Source organism: Streptomyces sp. CA-106110, assembly GCF_050936285.1.
GTDB lineage: Bacteria > Actinomycetota > Actinomycetes > Streptomycetales > Streptomycetaceae > Streptomyces.
Genome location: NZ_JBNJNB010000001.1, coordinates 8,347,670 through 8,372,343, shown reverse-complemented (window position 1 = coordinate 8,372,343; position 24,674 = coordinate 8,347,670). Strand labels below are relative to the sequence as shown.

Sequence of the window (24,674 nt, the reverse complement as noted above, 5' to 3'; positions counted from 1 at the left end):
GGCACCGTCGAGGTCTACGGAGCCGAGCCGCCCGGAGTGTTCCGTGCTGCCCGGCTCCTCGCAGGGAGTGGCACATGAACCTCCGCCGCAGCACCGCGGCTCTGGCAGCAGCGGCCGTGATCGGCCTCGCCGCGCCCGCCGTCGCCGCCGGCCCGTCCCCGTCCGCGTCGCCGACCCCGGCGATACCCGACGGCCTGTACGGCAGCGCGGACCCGACCTACGACGGCGTGTGGCGCCAGTCGCTGACGCTTCTCGCCCAGCACACCGTAGGTGCCGAACCGGCGAGTTCGGCGGTGGGCTGGCTGACCGGGCAGCAGTGCGCGAACGGCGCGTTCGCGGCGTTCCGTCCGGACCCCGCCAAGGCCTGCGACGCCAAGCTCATGGTCGACACCAACAGCACGGGCGCCGCCGTCCAGGCCCTCGCCGCGCTCGGCGGACACGACGCCACCACCGGCAAGGCCGTCACCTGGCTGAAGTCCCTGCAGAACGCGGACGGCGGCTGGGGCTACTCCCCGGGCGGCGCGAGCGACGCCAACTCCACGGCCGTCGTCATCGGCGCCCTCGCCGCCACGGGCGAGAAGCCGCAGGAGGTCCGCAAGGGCGGCAAGTCCCCGTACGACGCCCTGCTGAAGCTCGCGCTCCCCTGCGCCGGCGACGGGGCGGGCGCCTTCGCCTACCAGCCGGACAAGAAGGGCACGTTGGCGGCCAACGCGGACGCGACGGCGGCAGCCGTGGCCGGCGCGCTCGGCAAGGGACTGGCCGGGGACGGTATGAAGCCCGACGGCGCGACCCTGACCTGCAAGGACGCCACCGACCCCGGGCAGGCCGCCCGGAACGGCGCCGCGTACCTCCTCAAGGCCCTGGCCAAGGACCAGCACCTCACACAGGCCCTGCCCGGCGCCAAGCCGCAGCCCGACTACGGCAACACGGCGGACGCGGTCGTCGCACTCGCCACCGTGGGCCAGGGCGAGCAGGCCGCTCGTCCGCTGCGCTGGCTGGAGGCCCACTACGCGCAGTGGGCGAAGCAGAGCGGACCGGCCGCGTACGCACAGCTGATCCTGGCCGCGAACGCGGAGGGCTTCGACCCGCGCGACTTCGGCGGCCAGGACCTGGTCCGGCTCATGGACGCGACCGGACCGGCCCCCAAGTCCGTGCCCGACGCGGACGCGTCCTCTTCGGACGACTCCGGAACCTCGGCGACGTCCGACGAGGGCGACGGACCCCTGCGCGTCGCGTGGATCGGCGGCGCCTGCCTCCTCGCTCTGACCGCCGGGGGCATCCTGTACACCTCCCGGGGCGGGAGGCGGCCGTGATCCGCCGTGTGTGCGCCCTGTTCCTGGCTCCTCTGCTCCTGCTGCTGGTCGCCGCCGGCCAGGCCGAGGCCGTCGGCTACCGCTACTGGTCCTTCTGGGAGCGTGGCGACGGCCATTGGACGTATGCCACCCAGGGCCCGTCGACCGCCCGCCCGGCCGACGGTGACGTCCAGGGCTTCCGGTTCGCCGTCAGCGAGGACTCCGGGGACGCCACGAAGCCGCGCGGCACAGCGGACTTCGACGCCATCTGCGGGGGGACGCCCGCGCGGGCCGGCCAGAAGCGGGTGGCGCTGGTCATCGACTTCGGCACGGCGTCGGACGCCCAGTCGGGCGAGACCCCGCCCCCCGCGCGCACCGCCTGCGCCCGCATCCCAGAGGACGCGACGACGGCGGACGCGCTGGCGGCGGTCGCCAAGCCTCTCCGCTACGACACCAATGCCCTGCTGTGCGCCATCGCGGGCTACCCGCACCAGGGTTGCGGCGAGCAGGTCGCGGCGAAGACGGACCCGGCGCCCGCGAAGAGCGAGCCGGACCACGGCCCGTCGGTGGGCGTCCTCGCGGGCGCCGCCGCCGTGGCCGCGCTGGGCGGGGCGGCGCTGTGGCAGGCCCGCCGCCGCAGGGGCTGACGATGGCACCCCCGTCGCGCGGCGGCCGGCGGGCCGTCCACCCGGGCGCCTGGTGGCTGTGGTCCCTGGGGCTCGCCGTCGCGGCCACCCGTACCACCAACCCCCTCGTGCTCGCCCTGCTCGTCGCCGTGTCCTCCTACGTCGTCGCGGCTCGCCGGACCTCGGACCCCTGGTCCCGCTCGTACTCCGCCTTCGCCAGGCTCGCCCTCGCCGTCCTCGCCATCCGGCTCGTCTTCGCCGTGGCCCTCGGCTCGCCCATTCCGGGCAGCCACACCCTTGTGACCCTGCCCGAAGTCCCGCTCCCGCACTGGGCCCAGGGCATCCGCATCGGCGGCCGGGTCACCGCCGAGGGCCTCGTCTTCGCGTTCTACGACGGCCTGAAACTGGCGACGCTGCTCGTCTGCGTCGGTGCGGCGAACGCGCTCGCCAACCCGGCCAGGCTCCTCAAGGCCCTGCCGGGCGCCCTGTACGAGGCCGGCGTGGCGGTGGTCGTCGCGCTCACCTTCGCCCCGCACCTCGTCGCCGACGTGCGGCGCCTGCGCGCGGCGCGCCGCCTGCGCGGCCGGCCCGACCGGGGTCTGCGCGGTCTGCTCCAGGTCGGGCTGCCGGTCCTGGAGGGCGCGCTGGAACGCTCGGTGGCCCTGGCCGCGGCGATGGACGCACGCGGCTTCGGCCGCACCGCCGATGTATCGCCCGCCGTGCGGCGCACCACCGCGGCCCTCTCCCTCGGCGGTCTGCTCGGTGTCTGCGCGGGCACGTACGGACTGCTGACGGCGGAAGGGGGCACCTACGGTCTGCCGCTGCTCCTTGCCGGCCTGGCCGCCGCCCTCGCCGGGCTGCGTCTCGGCGGCCGCCGCTCGCCGCGCACGCGCTACCGGCCCGACGAATGGGGCGTACGGGCCTGGCTGGTCGCCGGTTCCGGGATCGCGGCGGCGGCGCTGCTGGCCGTCGCCGCCGCCCGGGATCCCGCTGCCCTGAACCCCGGCGTCGTACCGCTGACCGCTCCCGCGCTGCCCCTGCTGCCTGCCGCGGCCGTGCTGCTCGGTCTGCTGCCCGCGTTCGTCGCCCCCGCACCCGAGGAGTCAGCGTGATCCGCTTCGAGGATGTCTCCGTGACGTACGACGGTGCGGCCGAACCCGCCGTGCGGGGCGTCGACTTCGAGATCCCCGAGGGCGAACTGGCGCTGCTCGTGGGCCCGTCCGGGGTCGGCAAGTCGACGGTGCTCGGCGCGGTGAGCGGGCTGGTACCGCATTTCACGGGCGGCACCCTGCGCGGCCGGGTCACCGTGGCCGGACGCGACACCCGTACCCACAAACCCCGCGAACTCGCCGACGTGGTGGGCACGGTGGGACAGGATCCGCTGTCCCACTTCGTGACTGACACCGTGGAGGACGAACTCGCCTACGGCATGGAGTCGCTGGGGCTGCCGCCGGACGTCATGCGGCGCCGCGTCGAGGAGACCCTGGACCTGCTCGGTCTCGCCGAGCTGAGGGACCGGCCGATCACCGCCCTCTCCGGCGGGCAGCAGCAGCGTGTGGCGATCGGCTCGGTGCTCACCCCGCACCCCAAGGTCCTGGTGCTCGACGAGCCGACCTCCGCGCTGGACCCGGCGGCGGCCGAGGAGGTCCTCGCCGTCCTGCAACGGCTCGTCCACGACCTGGGCACCACGGTCCTGCTGGCGGAGCACCGGCTGGAACGGGTCGTCCAGTACGCCGACAGTGTGGTCCTGCTCCCGGGTCCCGGTGCCCGCCCGGTCCTCGGCACCCCTGCGGAGATCATGGCCGTCTCCCCGGTGTACCCGCCGGTGGTGGACCTCGGCCGCCTGGCCGGCTGGTCGCCCCTGCCGCTGACGGTCCGCGACGCGCGCCGCCGCGCGGGCGCCCTGCGTGACCACCTCACGGGCAGCGCACCGGTGGAGGGCCCGGGTCCGCGCCCGGTGTCCGGGCCCGGCCCCGGTATCCCCGCACCACGCCGTCTGCTGCGCCGGCGTACCGCCCCGGCCGTGGCGGCGCCGGAACCCCCGGCGGCCGTGACGGCGCTCGCGGTCCGCCGCGGGCGCGTCCAGGCCCTGCGCCATGTCGACCTCACCGTCACCGCCGGGGAGACCGTGGCCCTCATGGGACGCAACGGCGCCGGCAAGTCCACGCTGCTGGCCGCGCTCGTCGGGCTGGTCGAACCGGCCCACGGCTCGGTACGGGCCGGCGGCGCCGTGCCGCACCGCACAGCGCCGCGCGACCTCGTACGGCGCGTGGGCCTCGTACCGCAGGAGCCGCGGGACCTGCTGTACGCGGACACGGTCGCCTCCGAGTGCGCTGCCGCGGACCAGGACGCGGGCGCCGCACCCGGCACCTGCCGGGCCCTGGTGTCCGAACTGCTGCCTGGCGTCGCGGACGACACGCACCCGAGGGACCTCTCGGAGGGGCAGCGCCTGGCCCTCGCGCTGGCCGTCGTGCTCACGGCGAGGCCCCCGCTGCTGCTCCTGGACGAACCGACACGGGGTCTCGACTACGCGGCGAAGGCCCGTCTGATCGCCCTGCTGCGGGAACTGGCCGCCGAGGGGCACGCCATCGTGCTGGCCACCCATGATGTGGAGCTGGCCGCGGAACTCGCCCACCGTGTGGTGATCCTGGCCGAGGGCGAGGTCGTCGCCGACGGCCCCGCCGCCGAGGTGGTCGTGGGGTCCCCGTCGTTCGCGCCCCAGGTGACCAAGATCCTGGCCCCGCAGCGGTGGCTCACCGTGGCCCAGGTCAAGGAGGCGCTGTCGTCATGACCTCCCGGCTGCCGGAGGGGACCGCGCCGTCCCGGCCCCGTCCGTTCGCGAACTCCCGGATCCGCCCCGTCCACCTCGGCCCCCGTTCCGTCGCCGCGCTGTCCCTTGTGAGCGCGGTGGGTGTCGTGGGGTTCACGTGGCCCCTGTTCACCGATCCCGGCTCGGGTCTCGCGGCGCACGCCCAGGACGCACCCTGGCTGTTCGCCGGGCTGCTCGTGCTGCTGGTCGCCGTCGTGGCGGCGACCATCTCCGAGTCGGGGCTCGGTCCGAAGGCCGTGGCCATGCTGGGGGTGCTCGCCGCGACCGGCGCGGCCCTGCGGCCGATCGGCGCCGGAACCGCCGGTATCGAGCCGATGTTCTTCCTGATGGTGCTGAGCGGGCGAGTGCTCGGGCCGGGGTTCGGGTTCGTCCTCGGCAACGTGACCATGTTCGCGTCGGCGCTGCTGACGGGCGGGGTCGGCCCCTGGCTGCCGTTCCAGATGCTGGCCATGGGCTGGTTCACGCTGGGCGCGGGCCTGCTTCCGAGCCCCGGCCGGATGCGGGGGCGCGCCGAAGTGGCGATGCTCGCCGGGTACGGGTTCCTGGCCGCGTTCGCCTACGGCACGGTGATGAACCTGGCCGGCTGGCCTTATATGGGGGCCCTCGCCTCGGGCATCGCCTACGACCCGCACGCCGCTCTCGCCGCCAACCTCGCCCGTTTCCTCGCGTACTGCCTGGCCACCTCCCTGGGCTGGGACCTCGGCCGCGCCGTCGTCACCGTCGTCCTGACGTTCGCCCTCGGCCCGGCCGTGCTCAAGGCGCTGCGCAGGGCGACCCGGCGCGCGGCGTTCGAGAGCCCGGTCGCCTTCGAAGACGCCTAGCCCGTCCCCTCGGTCACGCTCCGCTCTCCGCGGGTACGCCCCGGGTCACGCTCCCGCCCTCCACGGGTGCGACCCCGGTCACATCTCAACTCCCGTGCATGCGGCGCCGGTCACATCCGGGGCCCTTCACGGGCATCCTCACCACCCCTGGGCTGCGACCTGGGTCACAGCGACCACCCCTCCGGCTGCGGCGCGGGTCACACCGTATGTCTGCGCTGTGTATCGCCACCTCGACCTTCGGTGACACAAACCGTGACGAGCCCCACGTGAGCGGCGTCACCTACGACCTCGGGCCGTAGCCGGAACCGGAAGTCATGTACGCGGGAATTCAGGCGCTGACCTGGGAATTGAGAGCCAGATCACACAACCGGCCCGAACCGCGGATGCGACCACCACTAGTAAAAAGGGTCATTGCGGACATTCCTTCGGCCTGCTTCTCTGGATGACGTCGCCGGGCGCCGACGAGCCCACACGGGCCGCGGCGCCGATGCACACCCTCACCACGCCCCGCGTGGTTCGGGCATGCCGCGACCCCCTATACCCGACCGAAAGGTGCCACGTGTCCGTCTCCTTCATCCGCCGCATCGCCACCCCGAAGAAGGCCATCGCCACCGCCGCCGTCGCGGCTGCCGCCGCCGGCATGGCAATGGCTTCGGCGCCCGCTCAGGCCGCCACTCCTTCTACGGCCACCAACGCCCAGGCGATCGCGCGTCAGATGATTCCGGACGCCACGCAGTACGAAGCGTTCAACAAGATCGTCTCCCACGAGAGCGGCTGGAACATCCACGCCACCAACTCCTCCTCCGGCGCCTACGGCCTGGTCCAGGCCCTGCCGGGCTCCAAGATGGCGTCCGCCGGTGCCGACTGGAAGACCAACCCGGCCACTCAGATCAAGTGGGGCCTCGACTACATGAACTCCCGCTACGGCAGCCCGGCCGCCGCGTGGAACTTCTGGTCGACCCACCACTGGTACTGATCGAGCCGAGCTCTCGCTGCTGCGCAGGCGGCGGTCCCCGAACCGGGGCCGCCGCCTTCGGCGTTGCGCGCGAGTCGCTCCGCCGCACCGGTGAACACGGTCACCGACCGACTACGGCGTCTACAACCGCTGGATGATCGTGCCGGTGGCCAGTCCGCCGCCCGCACACATCGCGATCAGTGCGAACTCCTTGTCGCTGCGCTCCAGTTCATGGAGCGCCGTGGTGATCAGCCGGGCGCCGGTCGCACCCACCGGGTGCCCCAGCGCGATGGCGCCGCCGTTCACGTTCACCTTCTCCAGGTCCTGCTCGAAGACCTGCGCCCAGCTCAGCACCACCGACGCGAACGCCTCGTTGATCTCGACCAGGTCGATGTCCTTCAGCGACATCCCGGCCTTCCCGAGTACGGCCTTCGTCGCGTCGATCGGCCCGTCCAGGTGGAAGTGCGGGTCCGCACCCACCAGCGCCTGGGCCACGATCCGCGCCCGAGGGCGCAGTTTCAGCGCCCGGGCCATCCGCTTCGACGCCCACATGATCGCCGCGGCGCCGTCCGAGATCTGCGACGAGTTGCCCGCCGTGTGCACCGCCGTCGGCATGATCGGCTTGAGCCTCGCCAGCGCCTCCATCGACGTGTCGCGCAGCCCCTCGTCCCGGTCGACCAGCCGCCACATGCCCTGGCCGGCCTGCTGCTCCTCCTCGGTGGTGGGCACCTGCACGGCGAACGTCTCGCGCTTGAACCGTTCCTCCGACCAGGCGATCGCGGCCCGCTCCTGAGAGATGAGCCCGAGCGAGTCGACGTTCTCCCGGGTGAGTCCACGATGCCGGGCGATCCGCTCCGCCGCCTCGAACTGGTTCGGCAGATCCACGTTCCACTCGTCGGGGAAGGGCTTGCCGGGGCCGTGCTTGGACCCGGAGCCCAGCGGCACCCGCGACATGGCCTCCACGCCGCAACTGATCCCGACGTCGATGACGCCCGCCGCGACCATGTTGGCCACCATGTGTGATGCCTGCTGCGAGGAGCCGCACTGGCAGTCCACGGTCGTGGCGGCGGTCTCGTAGGGCAGGCCCATGGTCAGCCACGCCGTGCGCGCGGGGTTCATGGACTGCTCGCCGGCGTGTGTCACGGTGCCGCCGACGATCTGCTCGACGCAGTCGGCGTGAATGCCGGTGCGGCCGAGGAGTTCGCGGTAGGTCTCGCCCAGAAGATAGGCGGGGTGCAGATTGGCGAGCGCGCCTCCGCGCCTGCCGATGGGGGTGCGTACGGCTTCGACGATCACGGGCTCCGCGGCCATGGGGGGTTCGTCCTCTCCTCGGTCACCCGCGCGGCGCGGGCGTCCCGGCCCACCCGCCACGCAGAACTAGTACGCGTTCTAGTTCTGCGTGCAGTCTGCTGACACCGGACCCGAGGCCGCAAGGGTCTTGCAGCCTCCGAAGTCGTGATCTGCACGAATCCCGCACGCAATTGGGGTGGCCGCACCCCTTGCGACTTATAGAACCCGTTACTACCTTCACGACAATTCCTGATGGACCGTCAGAATGCTGGGGGTCGCCATGCCCTGTCCCGCGCTGCCCGACGGGTTCGACTTCACCGACCCCGATCTGCTGCATCACCGAGTGCCCCTGCCGGAGTTCGCCGAGCTGCGCCGGGCCGAACCCGTGCGCTGGATACCCCAGGCGGGCAATGCCGCCGGCTTCCAGGACGAGGGGTACTGGGCCGTGACCCGCCACACGGACGTCAAGTACGTCTCCACGCACCCGGAGATCTTCTCCTCGTCCCTCAACACCGCGATCATCCGGTTCAACGAGGACATCGAGCGCGCCGCGATCGACGCCCAGCGGCTGATCATGCTGAACATGGACCCGCCCGAGCACACCCGGGTCCGCCAGATCGTCCAGCGCGGCTTCACCCCGCGGGCCATCCGCGCGCTGGAGGACAGACTGCGCGCCCGTGCGCAGGCCATCGTCCAGGGCGCTCTCGCACAGCGGGGCCCGTTCGACTTCGTCACCCAGGTCGCCTGCGAGCTGCCCCTTCAGGCCATAGCCGAGCTGATCGGCGTCCCCCAGGACGACCGGTCCAAGATCTTCGACTGGTCGAACAGGATGATCGCCTACGACGACCCGGAGTACGCGATCACCAAGGAGGTCGGTGCCGAGGCGGCCACGGAGATCATCGCCTACGCCATGAACATGGCCGCCGACCGCAAACAGTGCCCGGCCAAGGACATCGTCACCACGCTGGTCGCCGCCGAGGGCGAGGGCAATCTGACTTACGACGAGTTCGGGTTCTTCGTGCTGATGCTGTCGGTCGCCGGCAACGAGACGACCCGCAACGCCATCACGCACGGCATGCACGCCTTCCTCACCCATCCACAGCAGTGGGACCTGTACAAGCGGGAGCGCCCGTCCACCGCCGCCGAGGAGATCGTCCGCTGGGCGACCCCGGTGGTCTCCTTCCAGCGCACCGCCACCCAGGACACCGAACTGGGCGGCAAGCAGATCAGGAAGGGCGACCGGGTCGGCCTCTTCTACTCCTCCGCCAACCACGACCCCGAGGTCTTCGACGACCCGGACACCTTCGACATCGGCCGCGACCCCAACCCGCACCTCGGCTTCGGCGGCGGAGGCCCGCACTACTGCCTGGGCAAGTCCCTCGCGGTGCTGGAGATCCACCTCATCTTCAACGCGATCGCCGACGCCATGCCGGGCCTCAGGCCGGCCGGCGATCCGCGCCGTCTGCGCTCGGCCTGGATCAACGGTGTGAAGGAGCTCCAGGTCACGGTGGACTGACGGACCCGGGCCGTCGGCTTCCCGGCGCCGCCGGCCCGTCCCGGGGGAGGCAGGGGCACTCCCCTACGCCCCGCCCCTGCCTCCCCCGCGGCGCATAGGACCCATGTGACCCACCTTCAGGTGAACGTCCGTCTTCCCTCCGGCGTCTTCCAGGGGGCACAGTCGTCCCACCCGCCGAAGACGTCGAACGGAAATGCGCACCCGTGGCCCCTGCCGAGCTCACCGTCGTCCGGCCGGAAGACCCGGCCACCCTGCGGAACCACCCTTTCCGGGCATTTCGGGGCCGCCATCGGGTGCCGCTCCTCGCCACGCTCCCCGTCCTGCCGCTGTACGCGCTGTGGTGGCTGTTCCTGGCCACCGGCGGCGGTGACCTCGCGGCCCAGGAGGCATGGGCCGGGTTCGCCGCCCGGCACGGCGCGTCGGCGTACAACCTCTTCTGGTACGGCGGGATGCACACCGCCAACTACAGCGTGATCTCGCCCTACTTGATGGCCGCGCTCGGCGTGCGCACCGTCACCGTCGTCTCCGGCCTCACCGCCACATGGCTGGCCGCGGTACTGATCGTGCGCACCCGGGTCCGCAGGCCGGCCGGACCCGCGCTGCTCGCGTCGCTGGCGCTGTGGTGCGACGTGGCGTCGGGCCGTACGACGTTCGCGCTGGGCGTCGCGTTCGGGCTGGCGGGCTGTGTGCTGCTGGTGGGGGTCCCCCGGCACGAGCGCGGCCGGGACCGGTGCAGAAGGTGGCGGCCGGTGCTCGCATCGGCGTGCGCGGCCCTGGCGACCATGGCGAGCCCGGTGGCCGGGCTGTTCCTGGCCGTGGTGGGGGCCGGATTCCTGCTCGTGCGGGACTGGCGGCGGGCCCTCGTCCTGCTGCTGCCGCCCCTCGCGGTGGTCGCCACCACCACCCTGCTGTTCCCGTTCGAGGGCGAGCAGTTGATGCCCGCGGGCCGTATCTGGCAGCCGGCCCTGCTGGGCCTGGCCGTCGCGGTGCTGGCTCCGCGCCGCTGGCGGGTCGCGCGGTGGAGCGGGGTCGTCTATGCGGCCGGAACCGTCCTCGTCTATCTGATCCCGTCGCCGATCGGGACGAACATCGAGCGGTTCGCGGAGCTGTTCGCGCCAGCCGTACTGCTCGCGGCGCTGCTCACCGCGCCCCGGCTGCACCTGCTGCGGCGCAATCTGCTGATCGTCGCGCTGGTCCTCTCCGTCGTCTGGGTGGGCCGCAAGACCGCCGACGACCTGCGCGTCTCCACCACGGTGCCGGCCTGGGCCGCGGACACCGGCGGCGTGCTGCGGACCCTCGAGGCACTCGGCGCCGACCGCACCCGGGTGGAGGTCGTGCCCGCCCGCAACCACCGGGAGGCGACCGCGCTCGCCCCGCACATGAACCTGGCCCGTGGCTGGAACCGGCAGCTCGACATCGAGCGGGGCCGCCTCTTCTACGACGGCACGTTCTCGGCGGCGGCCTATCGCGGCTGGCTGGACCACTGGGCGGTCGGTCTCGTCGTCCTGCCGCTGGGCAAGCCGGACGGGTTCGCCGAACAGGAGGCGCGGCTGGTCCGCGACCACCGCCCCGCCTGGCTGGAGCCGGCGTGGCAGGACGCCCACTGGAGGGTGTACCGGGTGCGGGGCGCGGTGCCCCTGGTGCAGGCGCCGGCCGCCGTGCTGCGGACGACGAGCGCCACGATGGACGTGCGGGTGCCGCGGCCCGGTTCGGTGACCGTGCGGATCGCCTACTCGCCCTGGTTGCGCACCGAGGGCGGCTGTCTCACCCGCGCGGGGGAGTTCACCCGGCTGACGGTCACCGCGCCGGGCACGTACCGGATCAGCTCGGAGTACGGGCCTTCACCGGGGCCAGTGCGGTGCTGACCCCGGCGGCCGCCACGGCCACCCGGGCCCGGGGCCCCTGGAGCAGATAGACGAGCCCGAAGCCCGCGCCGACCACGGCCGCACCGCCGACGGCGTCCAGCACCCAGTGATTGCCGGTCGCCACGATCGCCGAGACCGTGAAGAGAGGGTGCAGCAGGCCGAGCGCCTTCATCCACCACCTGGGCGCGAGGATCGCGATGGTGAGGCCGCACCACAAGGACCAGCCGAAGTGCAGCGAGGGCATCGCCGCGTACTGGTTCGTCACGGTGGTCAGCGTGCCGTAGTCGGGCTTGGAGAAGTCCTGGACCCCGTGGACGGTGTCGATGATCCCGAGGTGCGGCATCAGACGCGGCGGGGCGAGCGGATAGAGCCAGAAGCCGACCAGGGCGATCAGGGTGGTGAAGCCGAGGACCGAGCGCGCCCACCGGTAGTCGACCGGGCGGCGCAGGCAGAGCACGGCGAGGACGGTCATCGGGACCACGAAGTGGAAGGACTCGTAGTAGAAGTCGAAGAAGTCGCGCAGCCAGCCCACCTTCACGACGGCATGGTTGGCCCAGTGCTCGACGTCGATGTGCAGGAACCGTTCGGCCGCGAGGACCTGGTCGCCGTGGTGCTCGGCGGTGGCCCGGCCCGCCGTGCTGCTGTCACCGGTCGCCGCAAGCCTGACCTGGGCGTAGGCGGCGTAGGTGACCCGGATCAGCAGCAGTTCGAGCAGCAGGTTGGGGCGGCTGAGGACCCTGCGGAAGTACGGCAGGAGGGGCACGTGCTTCCAGCGGGCGGGGACGGGCCGGGCGTACTCGGTGGGTACGGGCGCCCGGTAATAAGGGGACGTCCGGGACAGGAACGGCACACAAGTGGCGGCGGCGAGCGCGGCCAGCAGGACCAGGTTGTCGCGAAGCGGCTCGATGCCCCCGATGTTCGGCAGCATCATCGTCGCCGGCAGTGTCATCACCAGAACGACGGCGACCGGCCACATATACCGGTCGGAGGCTCTGCGGCCGACCCGTCCGACCACCGCGAGCAGCACCCACAGCAGCTGGTGCTGCCAGCTCGTGGGCGAGACGACGACGGCGACGCACCCGGTGACGGCGACGGCGAGCAGCAGCTGACCGTCGTGTGCGTACCGGATCGCGCGGCGCAGCCCGAGGACCGCGACCGCGGCGCCCAGCAGGAAGAACAGCCCGATCTCCAGCGGTCCTGACAGGCCCAGTCTGAGCAGGGCACCGTGCAGGGACTGGTTGGCGTGGTCGTTGGCCTTGCCGCCGAGGCCGGTGCCGGCCAGATGGTGCACCCAGTAGGTGTACGAGTCGTGCGGCATCGCCGCCCAGGCGAGCACGGTGCACACCGCGAACGTGCCGGCGGCGGACACGGCGGCACGGCGGCGTCCGGTGAACCACAGCAGCGGGGCGAAGAGCAGCACGGTCGGCTGGAGCGCGGCGCCCAGGCCGATCAGCAGACCGCCGGCCCGCTCCCCGCGTACGGCGAAGCAGCCGAGCAGCACCAGCAGGACCGGGATGATGCTGGTCTGGCCGAGGTAGAGGGTGTTACGCACCGGCAGCGACAGCATCAGCAGGCTGATCGCGACGGGCGCGGCGAGCAGTGAGCTGCGCCGGGTCACCGGCTGCGGCAGGGCGCGGGCGGCGACCAGGCCGAGCGCGACGACCAGCAGCAGCGTGCCGAAGGTCCAGCTCCAGCCGAGGGACTGTTGCGCCGCCCGGGTCAGGGGTTTGAGCACCAGGCCGGCGAACGGCGTGCCGGTGAACCGGGTCGAGTCGTACAGCGACCCGCTGACGTGCAGGACCCCGTTGGGCCCCACCCAGGTCTCCAGGTCCGTCAGCCGGTCGCCCCGGGGTGTGCTCAGGGCGACGGTGACCTGGCGCAGGGCCAGGACGGCGGCGATCGTCCAGACGCCGATCCGGGCCACCTTCAGCCGTGCCTGCGCCTGCTCCGCCGCCCCCGCCCCGAAGGCACCGCCCATCTGACCGCTGTGCTCCGCGTTCGCCACGTCCCGTCGGCCCTCCCGCCCCGTTCGTTCCGTGTATCCCGCGCGTTTACGCCTGTCCGCACCCTATGAGGTTTGGCACCCCCGATGTGAGACGCAGGCAACCCCCACTTCACCTGAGGTCCGCCCGGCTTTCGTCCCGACGACGGTGCGCTAGCGGTCCGGTTCCAGCCAGGGGGCGCGAGAAGGATCACAAACAGGACGGCCGACTGCGCCCCGCGACGCGCGCGTCACACCTGCTTAGGCCGCATTTAGGCACTCTGGGCGGTACGCCGGTCACCGGACGTAACGGTGGCAGCTACACCTATGGTCGCTTTTCGGCCCGCCCCGCGGCAGTCCACCGGTCCGCCCGCCGGCGGCGAGCCCTGTCCCTGTCCCCGACGAAAGGCAGGCGAGCGGAACCTTGGCGACCGTCGCTCCACTCTCCGTCCCCCTCGCACCGAAGGCCCCGGCCCGCCCCGAGGCCACCGTCACCGACCCGGCTCTGGTCAGGCGCGCCGTGAAGGCGGCCGCACTGGGCAACGCGATGGAGTGGTTCGACTTCGGCGTCTACAGCTACATCGCGGTGACGCTGGGCAAGGTGTACTTCCCGTCCGGCAACCCCACCGCGCAGCTGCTGTCCACGTTCGGCGCGTTCGCCGCGGCCTTCCTGGTCCGCCCGCTCGGCGGCACGGTGTTCGGGCCGCTCGGCGACCGCATCGGACGGCAGAAGGTGCTCGCCCTGACCATGATCATGATGGCGGCCGGCACGTTCGCGATCGGCCTGATCCCGTCGTACGCGACGATCGGCGTCGGCGCCCCGGTCCTGCTGCTCGCGGCACGCCTGGTCCAGGGCTTCTCGACCGGTGGCGAGTACGCGGGCGCGTCCACGTTCATCGCCGAGTACGCGCCGGACAAGAGGCGCGGCTTCTTCGGCAGCTGGCTGGAGTTCGGCACGCTCGCCGGGTACATAGGGGGCGCCGGCCTGGTCACCGTGATGACCGCGCTGCTGTCCTCCGAGGACCTGGTGGCCTGGGGCTGGCGGATCCCGTTCCTGATCGCGGGCCCTATGGGCGTCATCGGCCTCTATCTGCGGATGCGCCTGGAGGAGACCCCGGCCTTCGCGGCGGAGGTCGAGAAGGCCGAGGCGGACCGGCCCAAGGTGCCCCTGCGGGAGATGGTCACCGGGCAGTGGAAGGCGCTGCTGCTGTGCATGGGCCTGGTGCTCGTCTTCAACGTCACCGACTACATGCTGCTGTCGTACATGCCGAGCTATCTCACCAGTGAGCTCAAGTACGACGAGACCCACGGACTGCTGGTCGTGCTCGGCGTGATGGCGCTGATGATGGTCGTGCAGCCCTTCGCCGGCGCGCTCACCGACCGGATCGGCCGCCGCCCGCTGATCGCGGCGGGCTGCGCGGGCTTCCTGCTGCTGTCGGTTCCGGCGCTGCTGCTGATCTGCCAGGGCAGCCTGCTCGCGGTCGCGCTCGGGATGGGCGCGCTGGGCCTGCTGCTGGTCTGCTTCACGGCGGCGATGCCTGCCGCGCTGCCGGCCCTCTTCCCGACCCGGGTGCGCTACGGCTCGCTCTCGATCGGCTTCAACGTCTCGGTGTCGCTGTTCGGCGGCACGACCCCGCTGGTGGTCACGGCGCTGATCGGCGCGACCGGGAACATGATGATGCCCGCCTACTACATGATGGCGGCGGCCGTGATCGGAGGTGCCGCCGTGTGGTTCATGGCGGAGTCCGCCGGACGGCCGCTGCCCGGTTCGGCACCCTCGGTCGAGCGCGAGGAGCGCTGACTGGGGCCCCGTACGGGGTCGAACACCGACGTCGTCCCGGTGCCGCACGTGGGGCGGCCCGATCGGGGGACATCCACTGACAAGGGAGCTCGCCTCGGGCTATATTCCTTAGGGAGACTAGTTAGCCCACCTAACTAGGCATATGAGAGGCATGGTGCATGAGCACAGCGCAGGAGCTCTGGGACGACGTCGATGCCTACTTCACCGACCTTCTCTCCCCCGCAGACGAGGCACTCACCGCGGCCCTGCGCGACAGTGAGGCGGCCGGGCTGCCGCCCATCAACGTCGCGCCGAACCAGGGCAAGCTGCTCCAGCTCCTCGCCGTGATCCAGGGTGCGCGCCGCATCCTTGAGATCGGCACGCTCGGCGGCTACAGCGCGATCTGGATGGGCCGCGCACTGCCCGAGGACGGCCGTCTGATCACCCTTGAGTACGACGCGAAGCACGCTGAGGTCGCCCGCGGCAACCTCGCACGGGCGGGCCTGGGCGGGATCACCGAGGTGCGCGTCGGCCCGGCGCTGGAGTCGCTGCCGAAGCTGGCCGAGGAGCGCCCGGAGCCCTTCGACCTGGTCTTCATCGACGCGGACAAGGTCAACAACGCGCGCTACGTCGAATGGGCCCTCAAACTGACCCGCCCCGGGAGCCTGATCATCCTCGACAACGTGGTGCGCGCCGGCCGGGTCACCGACGCGGACAGCGAGGACCCGAGCGTGCGGGGCACCCGCGCCGCGCTGGAACTGATGGGCTCGCATCCGAAGTTGAGCGGTACGGCGGTGCAGACGGTGGGCACGAAGGGACACGACGGGTTCGCGCTGGCGCGCGTCGTCGGCTGAGGCCGCGGGCCCCTCAGACCTCGTGGTAGAAGCCCACGTTGACACTGCGCGGGGCGGTGCGGTCCCGGACGACCACTTCCCCCGAGCCACCGTGCGGCAGTCGGGCCGTGCCGCCGTACGGCAGCGGCTGCACCGGGTGCCCGGCCAGCGTGAGCAGCACCTCGGAGGAGGGATCGGCGTGCGAGCCGCGCAGCCAGGTGACCTGCCAGCCGCCGTCCGGGCCGCACAGGAACTCCAGGTGGACACGGGAGATGAACAGCCAGTCGTCGGGGGTGGCCAGCCTGCACACGGTCTTGTCCCGGCCCACCCGCAGCACGGAGCCCGGATCGCTGGGCGAGTCGGCCATCTGCATGCCGGCCGTCGCCCCGGCGTCCTCCCGGGAGACCGAGGCCATGGTGAGTTCGAGCACGTGCGCTCCTCCTGAGTGCGGCGGTTCCGGCGCTGCGGCGGTTCAAGTGTTCCCGCTGAGCCTGGTTGGCGTTCGCTGCGGAATGATAATTCGCCCGATCGCTCCGTCGGGTGACCTCCGGCACAATGAACCCATGACCGAGCGCAAGCCACCCGGCGTCAGCTTCGAGTCCTTCGCCGACAAGCAGATCCGCGACGCTCAGGCCCGCGGGGAGTTCACCGACCTGCCGGGGGCGGGCCGGCCCGCGCCCGCCGTGACCGAGACGGTGTACGACGAACTGTGGTGGATCAAGCGCAAGATGGCCCGCGAGGGGATCGCGGTCCTGCCCCCGACGCTGGCGCTGCGCAAGGAGGCGGAGGACACGCTGGCGGCGGCCGCGGTGGCACCGTCCGAGCGGCTGGTGCGACGGCTGGTCGAGGACCTGAACGTGAAGATCCGCGACATGATGTTCAAGCCGCCGCCGGGACCGCCCCTGGGTCTCAAGCCGTACGACGTGGAGGAGATCGTCCGGGACTGGCGCGCGCGCCGGGCCGGGCGCCCCGGAGCGGACTGAGCGCCGCAGCGCGCGGGGGCCGCGCCCCGGGACATGGTCCGGGGCGCGGCCCCCGCGTCGTGGTCCGGATGTCAGATGCCGAGCAGCCGCTCCGCCGTCGCCCGGTAGTCGCGCAGGGCGAGCCTCAGCTGTTCCGTGTCGGGAGTGGCGTGGGTGCCGTCGCCGGTGTCCTGCCAGGAGGCCTTCAGGGTCCGCCGCCGGGAGACCAGGGCGTCAGCGAGCTCTGCGGCGACCTCCTCGACCACCCGGTCGGCCTCTTCGACTGCCTCCCGGGGGCTGTCCACGAACTCGCCGACAGCGTGCTGCAGGCGCAGACCGTACTTGTCGCAGCTCTCCGGCGGCAGCAGCCGGCCCTCACCCGGCCACGCCTTCGCGGCCCGGCGCTCCTCGCGCCGTGCGGACCGCCCTTCGACCGCCTCCGGACGAACACCCGCGCCGGACCGCACATCCGCGGCCCCTTCCCGGCGATCACCCAGACCGGGCGGCACCTCTGCCGCCCGCTCCCGGCGACCGCCCAAGCCGGACCGCGCATCCGCATCCGTCTCCGGGCGACCGCTCGCGTCGGACCGCGCCTCGGCCCGCTCACCGCCCACGCCCTCGCCGGGACGCACCTCGTCCCCCGCGCCGCGGCCCACTTCGCCGGGCCGTACCGACGTCTCCTCCCGGCCCTCACCCAGGCCGGACCGCACATCGGAAGCCCCCTCCGGGCGACCGCTAGCGACCGACCGCGCCTCAGCCCGCTCACCGCCCACGCCCTCGCCGGGACGCACCTCGTCCCCCGCGCCGCGGCCCACTTCGCCGGGCCGTACCGACGTCTCCTCCCGGCCCTCACCCAGGCCGGACCGCACATCGGAAGCCCCCTCCGGGCGACCGCTAGCGACCGACCGCGCCTCAGCCCGCTCACCGCCCACGCCCTCGCCGGGACGCACCTCGTCCCCCGCGCCGCGGCCCACTTCGCCGGGCCGTACCGACGTCTCCTCCCTGCGGCCGGGTTCGTCCGGCCGTGCCGCGGCCGGTTCCCGGCCGTCGGCGCTCCTGCCCGGTGTCCTGTCCGCCACGGCCCTCAACTCCCCTTCGCGTGCTGCCGGTGGAACGTCCACGCGTGGCGGGACTTCCCCGCGTCACGGGCCGGGGTCCGCGCGGGCGTCTCCTCCGAGGGAGCGGCCTGCTCCTGGCGCGCGGGCGCCGTGAGCTCCTCGAAGAGGCCGCGCGCGTCCAGCAGGGCCGCGCGCAGTTCCTCGGTGTCGCCGTCGGCCTGGGCGAGTGCGGCCCGGTGCAGCCGGCGGTAGCCGTGGACATGGTGGGGGTGGTGCACGGACAGCGCGTCGAGCTGCTCCTCGTAGCGGCCGCCGTCCGGGAAGCCCCGTGCGCCCGCCAGCTCGGCGAGCAGCCGGTCCGCCTCGGCCACCGCGTCCCTCGGGGAGTCGACGAACCGCTCCTGCGCCGCCGTCCAGCGCGCCGTGTACCGCTCGCGCTCGGACGGCTCCAGCGGCTGCTCGTGCAGCGAGCCGTACCGCTTCAGCCGCTCGTCGAGTTCCCGCTCGGCGGCCTTGGTGTCGCCGTCGTGACGGGCCACGGTGCGCTCGTACTCGGGCCCGAAGCGGCTTTTCAGACCTCCCCCGGCGAACGCGCTCCGGGCACGAGGGGACAAGGCGGCCGCGCCCGCGAGGACGGCCGCCACGATCACGATCACGATCAGAACGATGATCACGCCTGTGGACATGGATGCCTTCCGGTCTCTCGGCCCTGCGGGCCGTCTTCCGCCCGGGTTGCCCGGACCGCCGCAGCCAAACGACCGGCGCACGGCCGGAGCCCGCCGCCCCGCGGCCCGTGTGCGCCGGGGAGCGGACCGGAGTGGACCGTCGTCAGCGGGCGGCGGCCCCGCAAATTCGCTTGCGCCCGCTGCCCGGCCGTTCACGACAATGTCCGGCATGACCTGGACCGTCGTCTCAGAGCCCCATGACTCGCCCGTCGCCGCCGCGTTGTGGCGGGCGTACTACACGGAGGTCAGCGATCGCTGGTACCAGCTCCACGAGGGGCGTGCCACCGACCCGGACGAGCTGGAGCGGGAGATCGCCGCCGACACCGGCGGGTATCTGGCCCCGCCGGGCGGGCTGCTGCTGCTGGCCCGGTACGAGGGCGAGGCGGCAGGCACCGCCGGCGTCCAGCTGCTGGACGCCGGCACCGCGGAACTGAAGCGGGTCTTCGTGCGCAAGGACCTGCGCGGCCTAGGCGGCGCCCCGCTCCTCGTGACCGCCGCCGAGAAGGCGGCCCGCACGCTCGGCGCACGGAGGATCGTCCTGGACACCCGCCACGACCTGGTGGAGGCCCGCGCTCTGTACACCCGCCTCGGGTACGAGGAGACCGAGCCGCACAACGACCAGGCGTACGCGGAGCACTGGTTCGCGAAGCGGCTGGCCTAGGCCCGTTCGGGCGGGCCGGTCCGGGACCGCTCGCCGGGACGCTCCGCGTCGCTGCCGCACATCTCCGTGTTCAGCTCCCGGACCAGCTTGACCAGATCGGTCGGACGGTCCGGGGCCCACCAGTCGCCGAGCAGTTCGGCCAGGGACTCCTCACGCGCCTTGGCCAGGCGCACGGCGACCTCACGGCCCTCCTGGGTCAGATACAGGTCCAGTCCCTCGCGCCGGGCCAGACCCCGCTCCTCCAGCTGCCGCGAGGCGGCGAGGATGACCTTCAGCGGGACCGTGCTGCGCTCGGCCAGCACCCCCGGCTCGGCCCAGCCGTACTTCTTGATGCGCAGCAGCAGCCAGCTCGCTCCGGGCAGCAGGTCGTACCCGGCCCGCGAGGTGATCTTGTCGTACACCTGGCGCCGCCCGTCACGGGAGCCGAGAAGGGACAGCGCCCGGCACACCTCGTCGTAGGACGAACGCTGCACGGGGTTGCTCGCCAGCGTCTCCGTCCCGTCCGGCGCCGTCACCGAACCGCGCAGCTTGTCCTCGCGCAGGAACCACGCCAGGACGAAGCCGAGGAGGGCGACCGGGGCGGCGTAGAGGAAGACGTCGGTGATCGACACGGCGAACGCGTGCAGGACGGAGGGCCGTACGGAGGCCGGGAGGGCGGCGATACCGCGCGGGTCGGCCTTCAGGGCGTCCGGCCCGACGCCCGGCGGGAGCGAGCGCCCGGCGAGCGCCACGGTGAGGTTGTGACCGAGCCGGCTCGCGAACACCGTGCCGAAGATGGCCACGCCGAAGGAGGCTCCGATGGAGCGGAAGAAGGTGGCACCGGAGGTGGCGACGCCGAGGTCCTCGTAGCCGACGGCGTTCTGCACGATCAGCACCAGGACCTGCATGACCAGGCCGAGGCCCAGGCCGAAGACGAAGAAGTAGCCGCTCATCTCCGCGGTGCCGCTGTGCTCGTCGAGCTGGTGGAGCAGAAGAAGGCCGACCGTGGTCACGGCGGTGCCCGCGATCGGGAACACCTTCCAGCGTCCGGTGCGGCTGACGATCTGGCCGGAGCCGGTGGACGACAGCAGCATGCCGACCACCATCGGCAGCATGTGCACACCGGAGCTCGTCGGGGTGATGCCGTGGACGATCTGCAGGAACGTCGGCAGGTACGTCATCGCACCGAACATCGCGAAGCCCACGATGAAGCTGATGATCGCGGAGAGCGTGAAGGTGCGGACGCCGAAGAGCCTCAGCGGGAGCACAGGTTCCTTCGCCCGGCGTTCGACGAGCACGAAAGCCACGAGCAGGACGGCCCCGAGGACCGCCAGGCCGACGATCTGCGGCGAGGCCCAGGGCCAGGTCGTGCCGCCGAGCGAGGCGACCAGGACCAGGCAGGTGGCCACAGAGGCGATGAGAAGGGTGCCGAGGTAGTCGATCACGTGCCGCTCGGCCTTCCGCGGGATGCGCAGGACCGTCGCGATCACCGCGAGAGCCACGATGCCGACCGGCAGATTGACGTAGAACACCCAGCGCCAGCTGAGGTGCTGGGTGAACAGCCCGCCGAGGAGCGGCCCGAGCACGCTGGTCGCGCCGAAGACGGCGCCGAAGAGTCCCTGGTAGCGGCCCCGTTCCCGGGGCGGGACTATGTCGCCGACGATCGCCATCGACAGCACGATGAGTCCGCCGCCGCCAAGCCCCTGGACCGCGCGGAAGGCGATGAGCTCGAGCATGTTCTGGGACATGCCGCACAGCGCCGACCCGATCAGGAAGATCACGATCGCGGCCTGGAACAGCTTCTTGCGCCCGTACTGGTCGCCGAGCTTGCCCCACAGCGGGGTCGCCGCGGTCGAGGCGAGCAGATAGGCGGTGACCACCCAGGACAGATGGTCGAGGCCGCCGAGGTCGCTGACGATGGTGGGCAGCGCCGTCGAGACGATGGTCTGGTCGAGCGCCGCGAGCAGCATGCCCAGCAGCAGTGCGCCGATGGAGACGAGGACGCCGCCCTGGACGCTCCTGTCCACGGACGCGCGCCGCCCGGCGAGCAGTCCGCCGCCGACATCGCCCATGCCGTCGCCTGCCGCTGCTGCCTCTCCCGCCCTGCCCTGCGTGTCGTCGGTCATGAAGGCCTCCCGGGGACGGTCGTACGACCTCCGTGGACCCTGGGGCCCGGGGACCCCGCTCGGTCCCGGGGATTCCCGTCCGTCGTCCACTCTCATCGTGGTCGGTGTGACCAGTTATGGCCTGTTGAGTCCCGACGGGAAGCGGAGATTCCGGGGGGTCTCTGGGAGATTCCGTGAGGGAGATCTGCATAATTTCTGGGATTCGTCGGGGAGGGGACCCACGCGTGAGCGGAACGAACGGACAGATCTGCCCGGAGTGCGCGGCACCGCGACGGCCGGACGGCACGCCGTCGTGCGGGTGCACCCGGCGGGCGTCCGAAGCGCTCCGGGACGCCCGGACGGCGGAGGCGGCCGCGGCAGAGGACTTCGATCCGCTGCGGATCCGTCCCTATGTGGAACTCGCGGTCCCCGCGACCGAGGTTCCGGGGGACCCGGGCCGGGCAGTGGAGGAGCCGGCGGCCGGGGCGGCCGCGCCCGACGAGACCATGCGGCTCGCGGCCGTACGGGAGGACACCGGGCGTCCGGCTCCCGGACCGGAGGGTGCCGGGGGACAGAGCTCCCCTGAGGGGGCGCAGGGGCCGGCCACCGAGCCGGCGGGGACGGAGCGGCTCGGTACGGGGCAGGACACCGCCCGGCGAACCGCTGCGGACACGGACGGGACCGCGCGGGGGGCGGCCGCGGACGAGACGGTCGTCCTGCCGGGCGCGGGCGAGAGCGTCCGGCCGGCCGCCGTGGACGAGACGGTCCGGCTCGCTGCCGTGCCGGCTCGGAGTGCCATGCCGGAAAGTGCCGCCGAGCCGGAGGAGACCATGCGGCTCGGCGCCGTGCCCGGCGGAACAGGCGAGGGCAGTGCCCGCCCGGCCCCTGCCTTCGCGGACGAGGAGCCGGCGGGCCGTAGGCGGCGCACCGTGCTGCTGGCCGCCGTCGGGGCGGTCGTGGTGATCGCGGCGGCCGCGGCGCTCGTCGGCGGGCTGCTGTCGTACCAGTCGCCGCAGCGGGACGGGGCACTGCCCGAGGGCATCCGGGCGAGCGTGCCGGAGGCCTCGTCGCCGAGCGAGGTGTCGGCCCCGCCGTCCACGGTCTCGGCGGCGGCACCTTCGGTGAGTGCGCCGCCGTCGCCGACCAGCAGCCCCTCTCCCTCGGTGACGTACAGCGCGTCACCGACCCCCTCCGTCTCCGCCGCCCCGAGCCGCTCGGCCACGACCGCGAGGGCCACCGCATCGCCGTCACCGACCTCCGGAAGCGATGCCGGCCCCGTCCTGCGGCCGGGCGACGAGGGCCCCGAGGTCACCGAACTCCAGCTCCGGCTGCGTCAGCTGAACCTGCACAGCGGCAAGGCGGACGGCGAGTACGACAGCCAGGTGGAGTACGCGGTGCGCACCTACCAGTTCGCGCGCGGCGTCACCGGGGACGAGTACGGGGTGTACGGGCCCGCCACCAGGCTGAAGCTGGAGTCGGAGACGACCGAGCCCTGACGCGCCCGGTGGGACACCGCCCGGTCAGCCGATGTGCACCCGGATCGTCCCGTCCTCCGCCGCCTCGGCACGCACCCGGGTCAGGTCCGGGACCAGGACGTCGGGGCTGTGCACACCGGCCCGGTGGCCGACGCCGACCACCCGCATCCCGGCGGCGCGCCCCGCGGTGATACCGGCGCCGGAGTCCTCGAAGACGACGCAGTCCTCAGGGGCGACACCCAGTTCGGCGGCGCCCTTCAGAAAGCCCTCGGGGTCCGGCTTGCTCGCGCCCACGCACTCGGCGGTGATCCGCAGGTCGGGCAGCTTCAGGCCCGCCGCACCCATACGGGCGGTGGACAGTGCCACGTCCGCCGAGGTCACGAGGGCGTGCGGGAGCCCGGCCAGGGAGGCGAGGAACGCGGAGGCGCCGGGAACCTCGACCACGCCGTCCACGTCCGCGGTCTCCTCGGCGAGCATGCGGTCGTTGTCGGCGAAGTTCTGCTGCATGGGGCGGTCCGGCAGCAGGACGGCCATGGAGGCGTACCCCTGGCGTCCGTGCACGACCTTCATCACCTCGTCCGCGTCCAGCCCGTGCCGGTCCGCCCAGCGCCGCCAGCAGCGCTCCACGATAGCGTCGGAGTTGACGAGGGTGCCGTCCATGTCCAGCAGGAGGGCGCGGGCGGTGAGAACGGTCGTGGCCGGCATCGGCATGGCTCCAGTACGCGAGGAAGGGGCCGGCGGGCGACCCCAGGGACAAGGCGGCCCCGCCCGCCGGTCAGGGGGAGCGGACGGGAGCCACTTTGTTCCTTCACGATACAAAACAGGCTCGCCTCGTGCCACCGCCCCTGACCTGCATCGGAGTCACTCCCTCTGGAACGGCCATCTCGAGGACACTGCTGCGACACCGCGTGGACGCCGTAGCGACAGGCGAACGGACACCTGTGCCGCAGCCCGCGGCACTCGCGTCACGCCGCGACGGCCTCGTACAGGCTCCATACCCCGAGGCCCAGCATCAGCAGCGCCGCCACCTTGGTGATCAGCTTCAGCGGCACCCTCTTCATCAGCGCCCTGCCGCCGACGATACCGAGGCCCGCGACGGCCCACAGGGCGAGGACGGCGCCGAGACCCACCGAGAGGGGGTCGTCGTAGCGGGCGGCGAGGTTGGCCGTCATGATCTGGGTGAGGTCGCCGAACTCGGCGACCAGGATGAGCATGAAGCCCGCCGTCGACACCTTCCAGAAGCTCTGGTTCTCCGGCCGGCGGATCTCCTCGTCGTCGTCGCCCTTCTTCAGCAGCAGCACGGCCGCGCCCCCGAGGAAGAGCACTCCGGTGATCCCGTGCACGATCTGCTGCGGCAGCAGGGTCAGCAGGCTGCCCGCCGCGACGGCGAGCACGACGTGCAGCAGGAAGGCGGCGGCGACACCGGCGAACACGTACGAGGCGCGGTAGCGGGTGCCGAGGACGAGTCCGGCGAGGGCCGTCTTGTCCGGCAGCTCGGCCAGGAAGACGACGCCGAAGACGAGCGCCAGGACGGTGATGCTGATCAAAATTCCTCAATCGGTCGGGGCTGCCCCACCGAGAGCGCTGTGACTGCTGCAACACCTCGGCACGGCAGCGCACGGGTCACCCGTGCCGAGGACACGGATGTGCACTGCATGCCGAAGGTCTCGCTGGCCGATCCTCGACAAGGATCCGCCTCCGGGCGCCGGCTCAGACGAGCTGAGCAGTATGTCGACGGTCCGGCGAAGAGCTACTCCCCTTCTGCGCACCCCATGCTACGCGACCGCCGGGCGGCCCTTCAGGGGCCGTAAGTCATGTCACAGCTCTGTTGTGTCATGTACGCGTCACTAGCGTCTAACCGGACACATACCTGCAGGCAACGCGCCCTCGCGAGCATGTCCTGGCTCGCACCTCAACACC

The 24,674-nt window shown here is 72.5% G+C and carries 21 protein-coding genes; 13 read left to right on the top strand and 8 right to left on the bottom strand.

All coding sequences use genetic code 11. From position 1 onward, the window contains the following. Positions 1-74: 74 nt before the first annotated feature. The 6 genes from ACQEXA_RS38620 (at position 75) to ACQEXA_RS38595 (ending at position 6,545) form a co-directional block, all read left to right on the top strand. Positions 75-1,313: a prenyltransferase/squalene oxidase repeat-containing protein gene (locus ACQEXA_RS38620; RefSeq protein ID WP_433132351.1), complete on the top strand. Its 1,239-nt coding sequence runs from the start codon at positions 75-77 to the stop codon at positions 1,311-1,313. Beyond that, positions 1,310-1,939 (top strand): SCO2322 family protein, encoded by a 630-nt coding sequence (locus ACQEXA_RS38615; RefSeq protein WP_432927101.1) that lies wholly within the window; start codon positions 1,310-1,312, stop codon positions 1,937-1,939. The genes ACQEXA_RS38620 and ACQEXA_RS38615 overlap by 4 nt, the downstream gene beginning before the upstream one ends. 2 nt (positions 1,940-1,941) lie before the next feature. Then, positions 1,942-3,030: an energy-coupling factor transporter transmembrane component T gene (locus ACQEXA_RS38610; protein ID WP_432927103.1), complete on the top strand. Its 1,089-nt coding sequence runs from the start codon at positions 1,942-1,944 to the stop codon at positions 3,028-3,030. After that, on the top strand, positions 3,027-4,709 hold the full coding sequence (locus ACQEXA_RS38605; protein ID WP_432927105.1) for an ABC transporter ATP-binding protein: 1,683 nt from the start codon (positions 3,027-3,029) through the stop codon (positions 4,707-4,709). The genes ACQEXA_RS38610 and ACQEXA_RS38605 overlap by 4 nt, the downstream gene beginning before the upstream one ends. After that, positions 4,706-5,569, top strand: coding sequence for an ECF transporter S component (locus tag ACQEXA_RS38600; protein WP_432927107.1), 864 nt, complete (start codon positions 4,706-4,708; stop codon positions 5,567-5,569). Before ACQEXA_RS38605 ends, ACQEXA_RS38600 begins: the two co-directional genes overlap by 4 nt. Before the next feature lie 559 nt (positions 5,570-6,128). Further along, on the top strand, positions 6,129-6,545 hold the full coding sequence (locus tag ACQEXA_RS38595; RefSeq protein WP_432927109.1) for a transglycosylase SLT domain-containing protein: 417 nt from the start codon (positions 6,129-6,131) through the stop codon (positions 6,543-6,545). A 120-nt stretch (positions 6,546-6,665) separates the two neighbouring features. On the opposite strand, the gene ACQEXA_RS38590 is transcribed toward ACQEXA_RS38595, so the two are convergent. Then, positions 6,666-7,835 (bottom strand): steroid 3-ketoacyl-CoA thiolase, encoded by a 1,170-nt coding sequence (locus ACQEXA_RS38590; protein WP_432927111.1) that lies wholly within the window; start codon positions 7,833-7,835, stop codon positions 6,666-6,668. A gap of 259 nt (positions 7,836-8,094) precedes the next feature. On the opposite strand from ACQEXA_RS38590, the gene ACQEXA_RS38585 reads away from it, so the two are divergent. Together ACQEXA_RS38585 and ACQEXA_RS38580 are read left to right on the top strand one after the other, a co-directional pair. Further along, a complete protein-coding gene (locus ACQEXA_RS38585) occupies positions 8,095-9,330 on the top strand; it encodes a cytochrome P450 (RefSeq protein ID WP_432939097.1) in 1,236 nt (411 codons plus the stop codon). A gap of 203 nt (positions 9,331-9,533) precedes the next feature. Continuing rightward, a complete protein-coding gene (locus ACQEXA_RS38580; protein ID WP_432927112.1) occupies positions 9,534-11,195 on the top strand; it encodes a hypothetical protein in 1,662 nt (553 codons plus the stop codon). On the opposite strand, the gene ACQEXA_RS38575 is transcribed toward ACQEXA_RS38580, so the two are convergent. Then, on the bottom strand, positions 11,152-13,200 hold the full coding sequence (locus ACQEXA_RS38575) for a bifunctional glycosyltransferase 87/phosphatase PAP2 family protein (RefSeq protein WP_432927114.1): 2,049 nt from the start codon (positions 13,198-13,200) through the stop codon (positions 11,152-11,154). The genes ACQEXA_RS38580 and ACQEXA_RS38575 overlap by 44 nt on opposite strands. 400 nt (positions 13,201-13,600) lie before the next feature. Here ACQEXA_RS38575 and proP point away from each other — a divergent pair, with 400 nt between their 5' ends. Then, a complete protein-coding gene (proP, locus tag ACQEXA_RS38570) occupies positions 13,601-14,977 on the top strand; it encodes a glycine betaine/L-proline transporter ProP (RefSeq protein WP_432927116.1) in 1,377 nt (458 codons plus the stop codon). A 158-nt stretch (positions 14,978-15,135) separates the two neighbouring features. After that, entirely contained in the window at positions 15,136-15,810 is a 675-nt protein-coding gene (locus ACQEXA_RS38565) for an O-methyltransferase (RefSeq protein ID WP_359393242.1), read from the top strand. Positions 15,811-15,823: 13 nt separating this feature from the next. On the opposite strand, the gene ACQEXA_RS38560 is transcribed toward ACQEXA_RS38565, so the two are convergent. Further along, a complete protein-coding gene (locus ACQEXA_RS38560) occupies positions 15,824-16,219 on the bottom strand; it encodes a hypothetical protein (RefSeq protein ID WP_432927118.1) in 396 nt (131 codons plus the stop codon). Between the two features lie 133 nt (positions 16,220-16,352). On the opposite strand from ACQEXA_RS38560, the gene ACQEXA_RS38555 reads away from it, so the two are divergent. Continuing rightward, positions 16,353-16,772 (top strand): DUF1992 domain-containing protein, encoded by a 420-nt coding sequence (locus tag ACQEXA_RS38555; RefSeq protein WP_359393238.1) that lies wholly within the window; start codon positions 16,353-16,355, stop codon positions 16,770-16,772. A 71-nt stretch (positions 16,773-16,843) separates the two neighbouring features. On the opposite strand, the gene ACQEXA_RS38550 is transcribed toward ACQEXA_RS38555, so the two are convergent. Both ACQEXA_RS38550 and ACQEXA_RS38545 read right to left on the bottom strand, forming a co-directional pair. Beyond that, a complete protein-coding gene (locus ACQEXA_RS38550; protein ID WP_433132349.1) occupies positions 16,844-17,830 on the bottom strand; it encodes a hypothetical protein in 987 nt (328 codons plus the stop codon). Positions 17,831-17,835: 5 nt separating this feature from the next. Next, the gene (locus tag ACQEXA_RS38545) at positions 17,836-18,495 is read right to left on the bottom strand and encodes a hypothetical protein (protein ID WP_433132347.1); all 660 of its coding nucleotides are present in this window, start codon (positions 18,493-18,495) and stop codon (positions 17,836-17,838) included. A 199-nt stretch (positions 18,496-18,694) separates the two neighbouring features. On the opposite strand from ACQEXA_RS38545, the gene ACQEXA_RS38540 reads away from it, so the two are divergent. Then, on the top strand, positions 18,695-19,195 hold the full coding sequence (locus ACQEXA_RS38540) for a GNAT family N-acetyltransferase (RefSeq protein WP_432927124.1): 501 nt from the start codon (positions 18,695-18,697) through the stop codon (positions 19,193-19,195). Here the strand turns inward: ACQEXA_RS38540 and ACQEXA_RS38535 are convergent. Continuing rightward, positions 19,192-21,246: a DHA2 family efflux MFS transporter permease subunit gene (locus ACQEXA_RS38535; RefSeq protein ID WP_433134721.1), complete on the bottom strand. Its 2,055-nt coding sequence runs from the start codon at positions 21,244-21,246 to the stop codon at positions 19,192-19,194. The two genes, ACQEXA_RS38540 and ACQEXA_RS38535, sit on opposite strands and share 4 nt — an antisense overlap. Before the next feature lie 278 nt (positions 21,247-21,524). Between ACQEXA_RS38535 and ACQEXA_RS38530 the strand changes: the two genes are divergently transcribed. Then, a complete protein-coding gene (locus tag ACQEXA_RS38530) occupies positions 21,525-22,775 on the top strand; it encodes a peptidoglycan-binding protein (protein ID WP_432927128.1) in 1,251 nt (416 codons plus the stop codon). 24 nt (positions 22,776-22,799) lie between these two features. On the opposite strand, the gene ACQEXA_RS38525 is transcribed toward ACQEXA_RS38530, so the two are convergent. Further along, complete coding sequence (locus ACQEXA_RS38525) at positions 22,800-23,465, bottom strand: HAD family hydrolase (RefSeq protein WP_432927130.1); 666 nt, start codon at positions 23,463-23,465, stop codon at positions 22,800-22,802. Between the two features lie 254 nt (positions 23,466-23,719). Then, positions 23,720-24,301 (bottom strand): TMEM165/GDT1 family protein, encoded by a 582-nt coding sequence (locus ACQEXA_RS38520; RefSeq protein WP_359393226.1) that lies wholly within the window; start codon positions 24,299-24,301, stop codon positions 23,720-23,722. Between the last annotated feature and the right edge of the window lie 373 nt (positions 24,302-24,674).

Excerpts from the sequence above, each read along its gene's own strand:
- ACQEXA_RS38620 (WP_433132351.1), top strand. The coding sequence starts at position 75 with ATGAACCTCCGCCGCAGCACCGCGGCTCTGGCAGCAGCGGCCGTGATC.
- ACQEXA_RS38610 (WP_432927103.1), top strand. The coding sequence starts at position 1,942 with ATGGCACCCCCGTCGCGCGGCGGCCGGCGGGCCGTCCACCCGGGCGCC.
- ACQEXA_RS38600 (WP_432927107.1), top strand. The coding sequence starts at position 4,706 with ATGACCTCCCGGCTGCCGGAGGGGACCGCGCCGTCCCGGCCCCGTCCG.
- ACQEXA_RS38590 (WP_432927111.1), bottom strand. The coding sequence starts at position 7,835 with ATGGCCGCGGAGCCCGTGATCGTCGAAGCCGTACGCACCCCCATCGGC.
- ACQEXA_RS38585 (WP_432939097.1), top strand. The coding sequence starts at position 8,095 with ATGCCCTGTCCCGCGCTGCCCGACGGGTTCGACTTCACCGACCCCGAT.
- ACQEXA_RS38565 (WP_359393242.1), top strand. The coding sequence starts at position 15,136 with ATGAGCACAGCGCAGGAGCTCTGGGACGACGTCGATGCCTACTTCACC.
- ACQEXA_RS38555 (WP_359393238.1), top strand. The coding sequence starts at position 16,353 with ATGACCGAGCGCAAGCCACCCGGCGTCAGCTTCGAGTCCTTCGCCGAC.
- ACQEXA_RS38545 (WP_433132347.1), bottom strand. The coding sequence starts at position 18,495 with ATGTCCACAGGCGTGATCATCGTTCTGATCGTGATCGTGATCGTGGCG.
- ACQEXA_RS38540 (WP_432927124.1), top strand. The coding sequence starts at position 18,695 with ATGTCCGGCATGACCTGGACCGTCGTCTCAGAGCCCCATGACTCGCCC.
- ACQEXA_RS38535 (WP_433134721.1), bottom strand. The coding sequence starts at position 21,246 with ATGGGCGATGTCGGCGGCGGACTGCTCGCCGGGCGGCGCGCGTCCGTG.
- ACQEXA_RS38525 (WP_432927130.1), bottom strand. The coding sequence starts at position 23,465 with ATGCCGATGCCGGCCACGACCGTTCTCACCGCCCGCGCCCTCCTGCTG.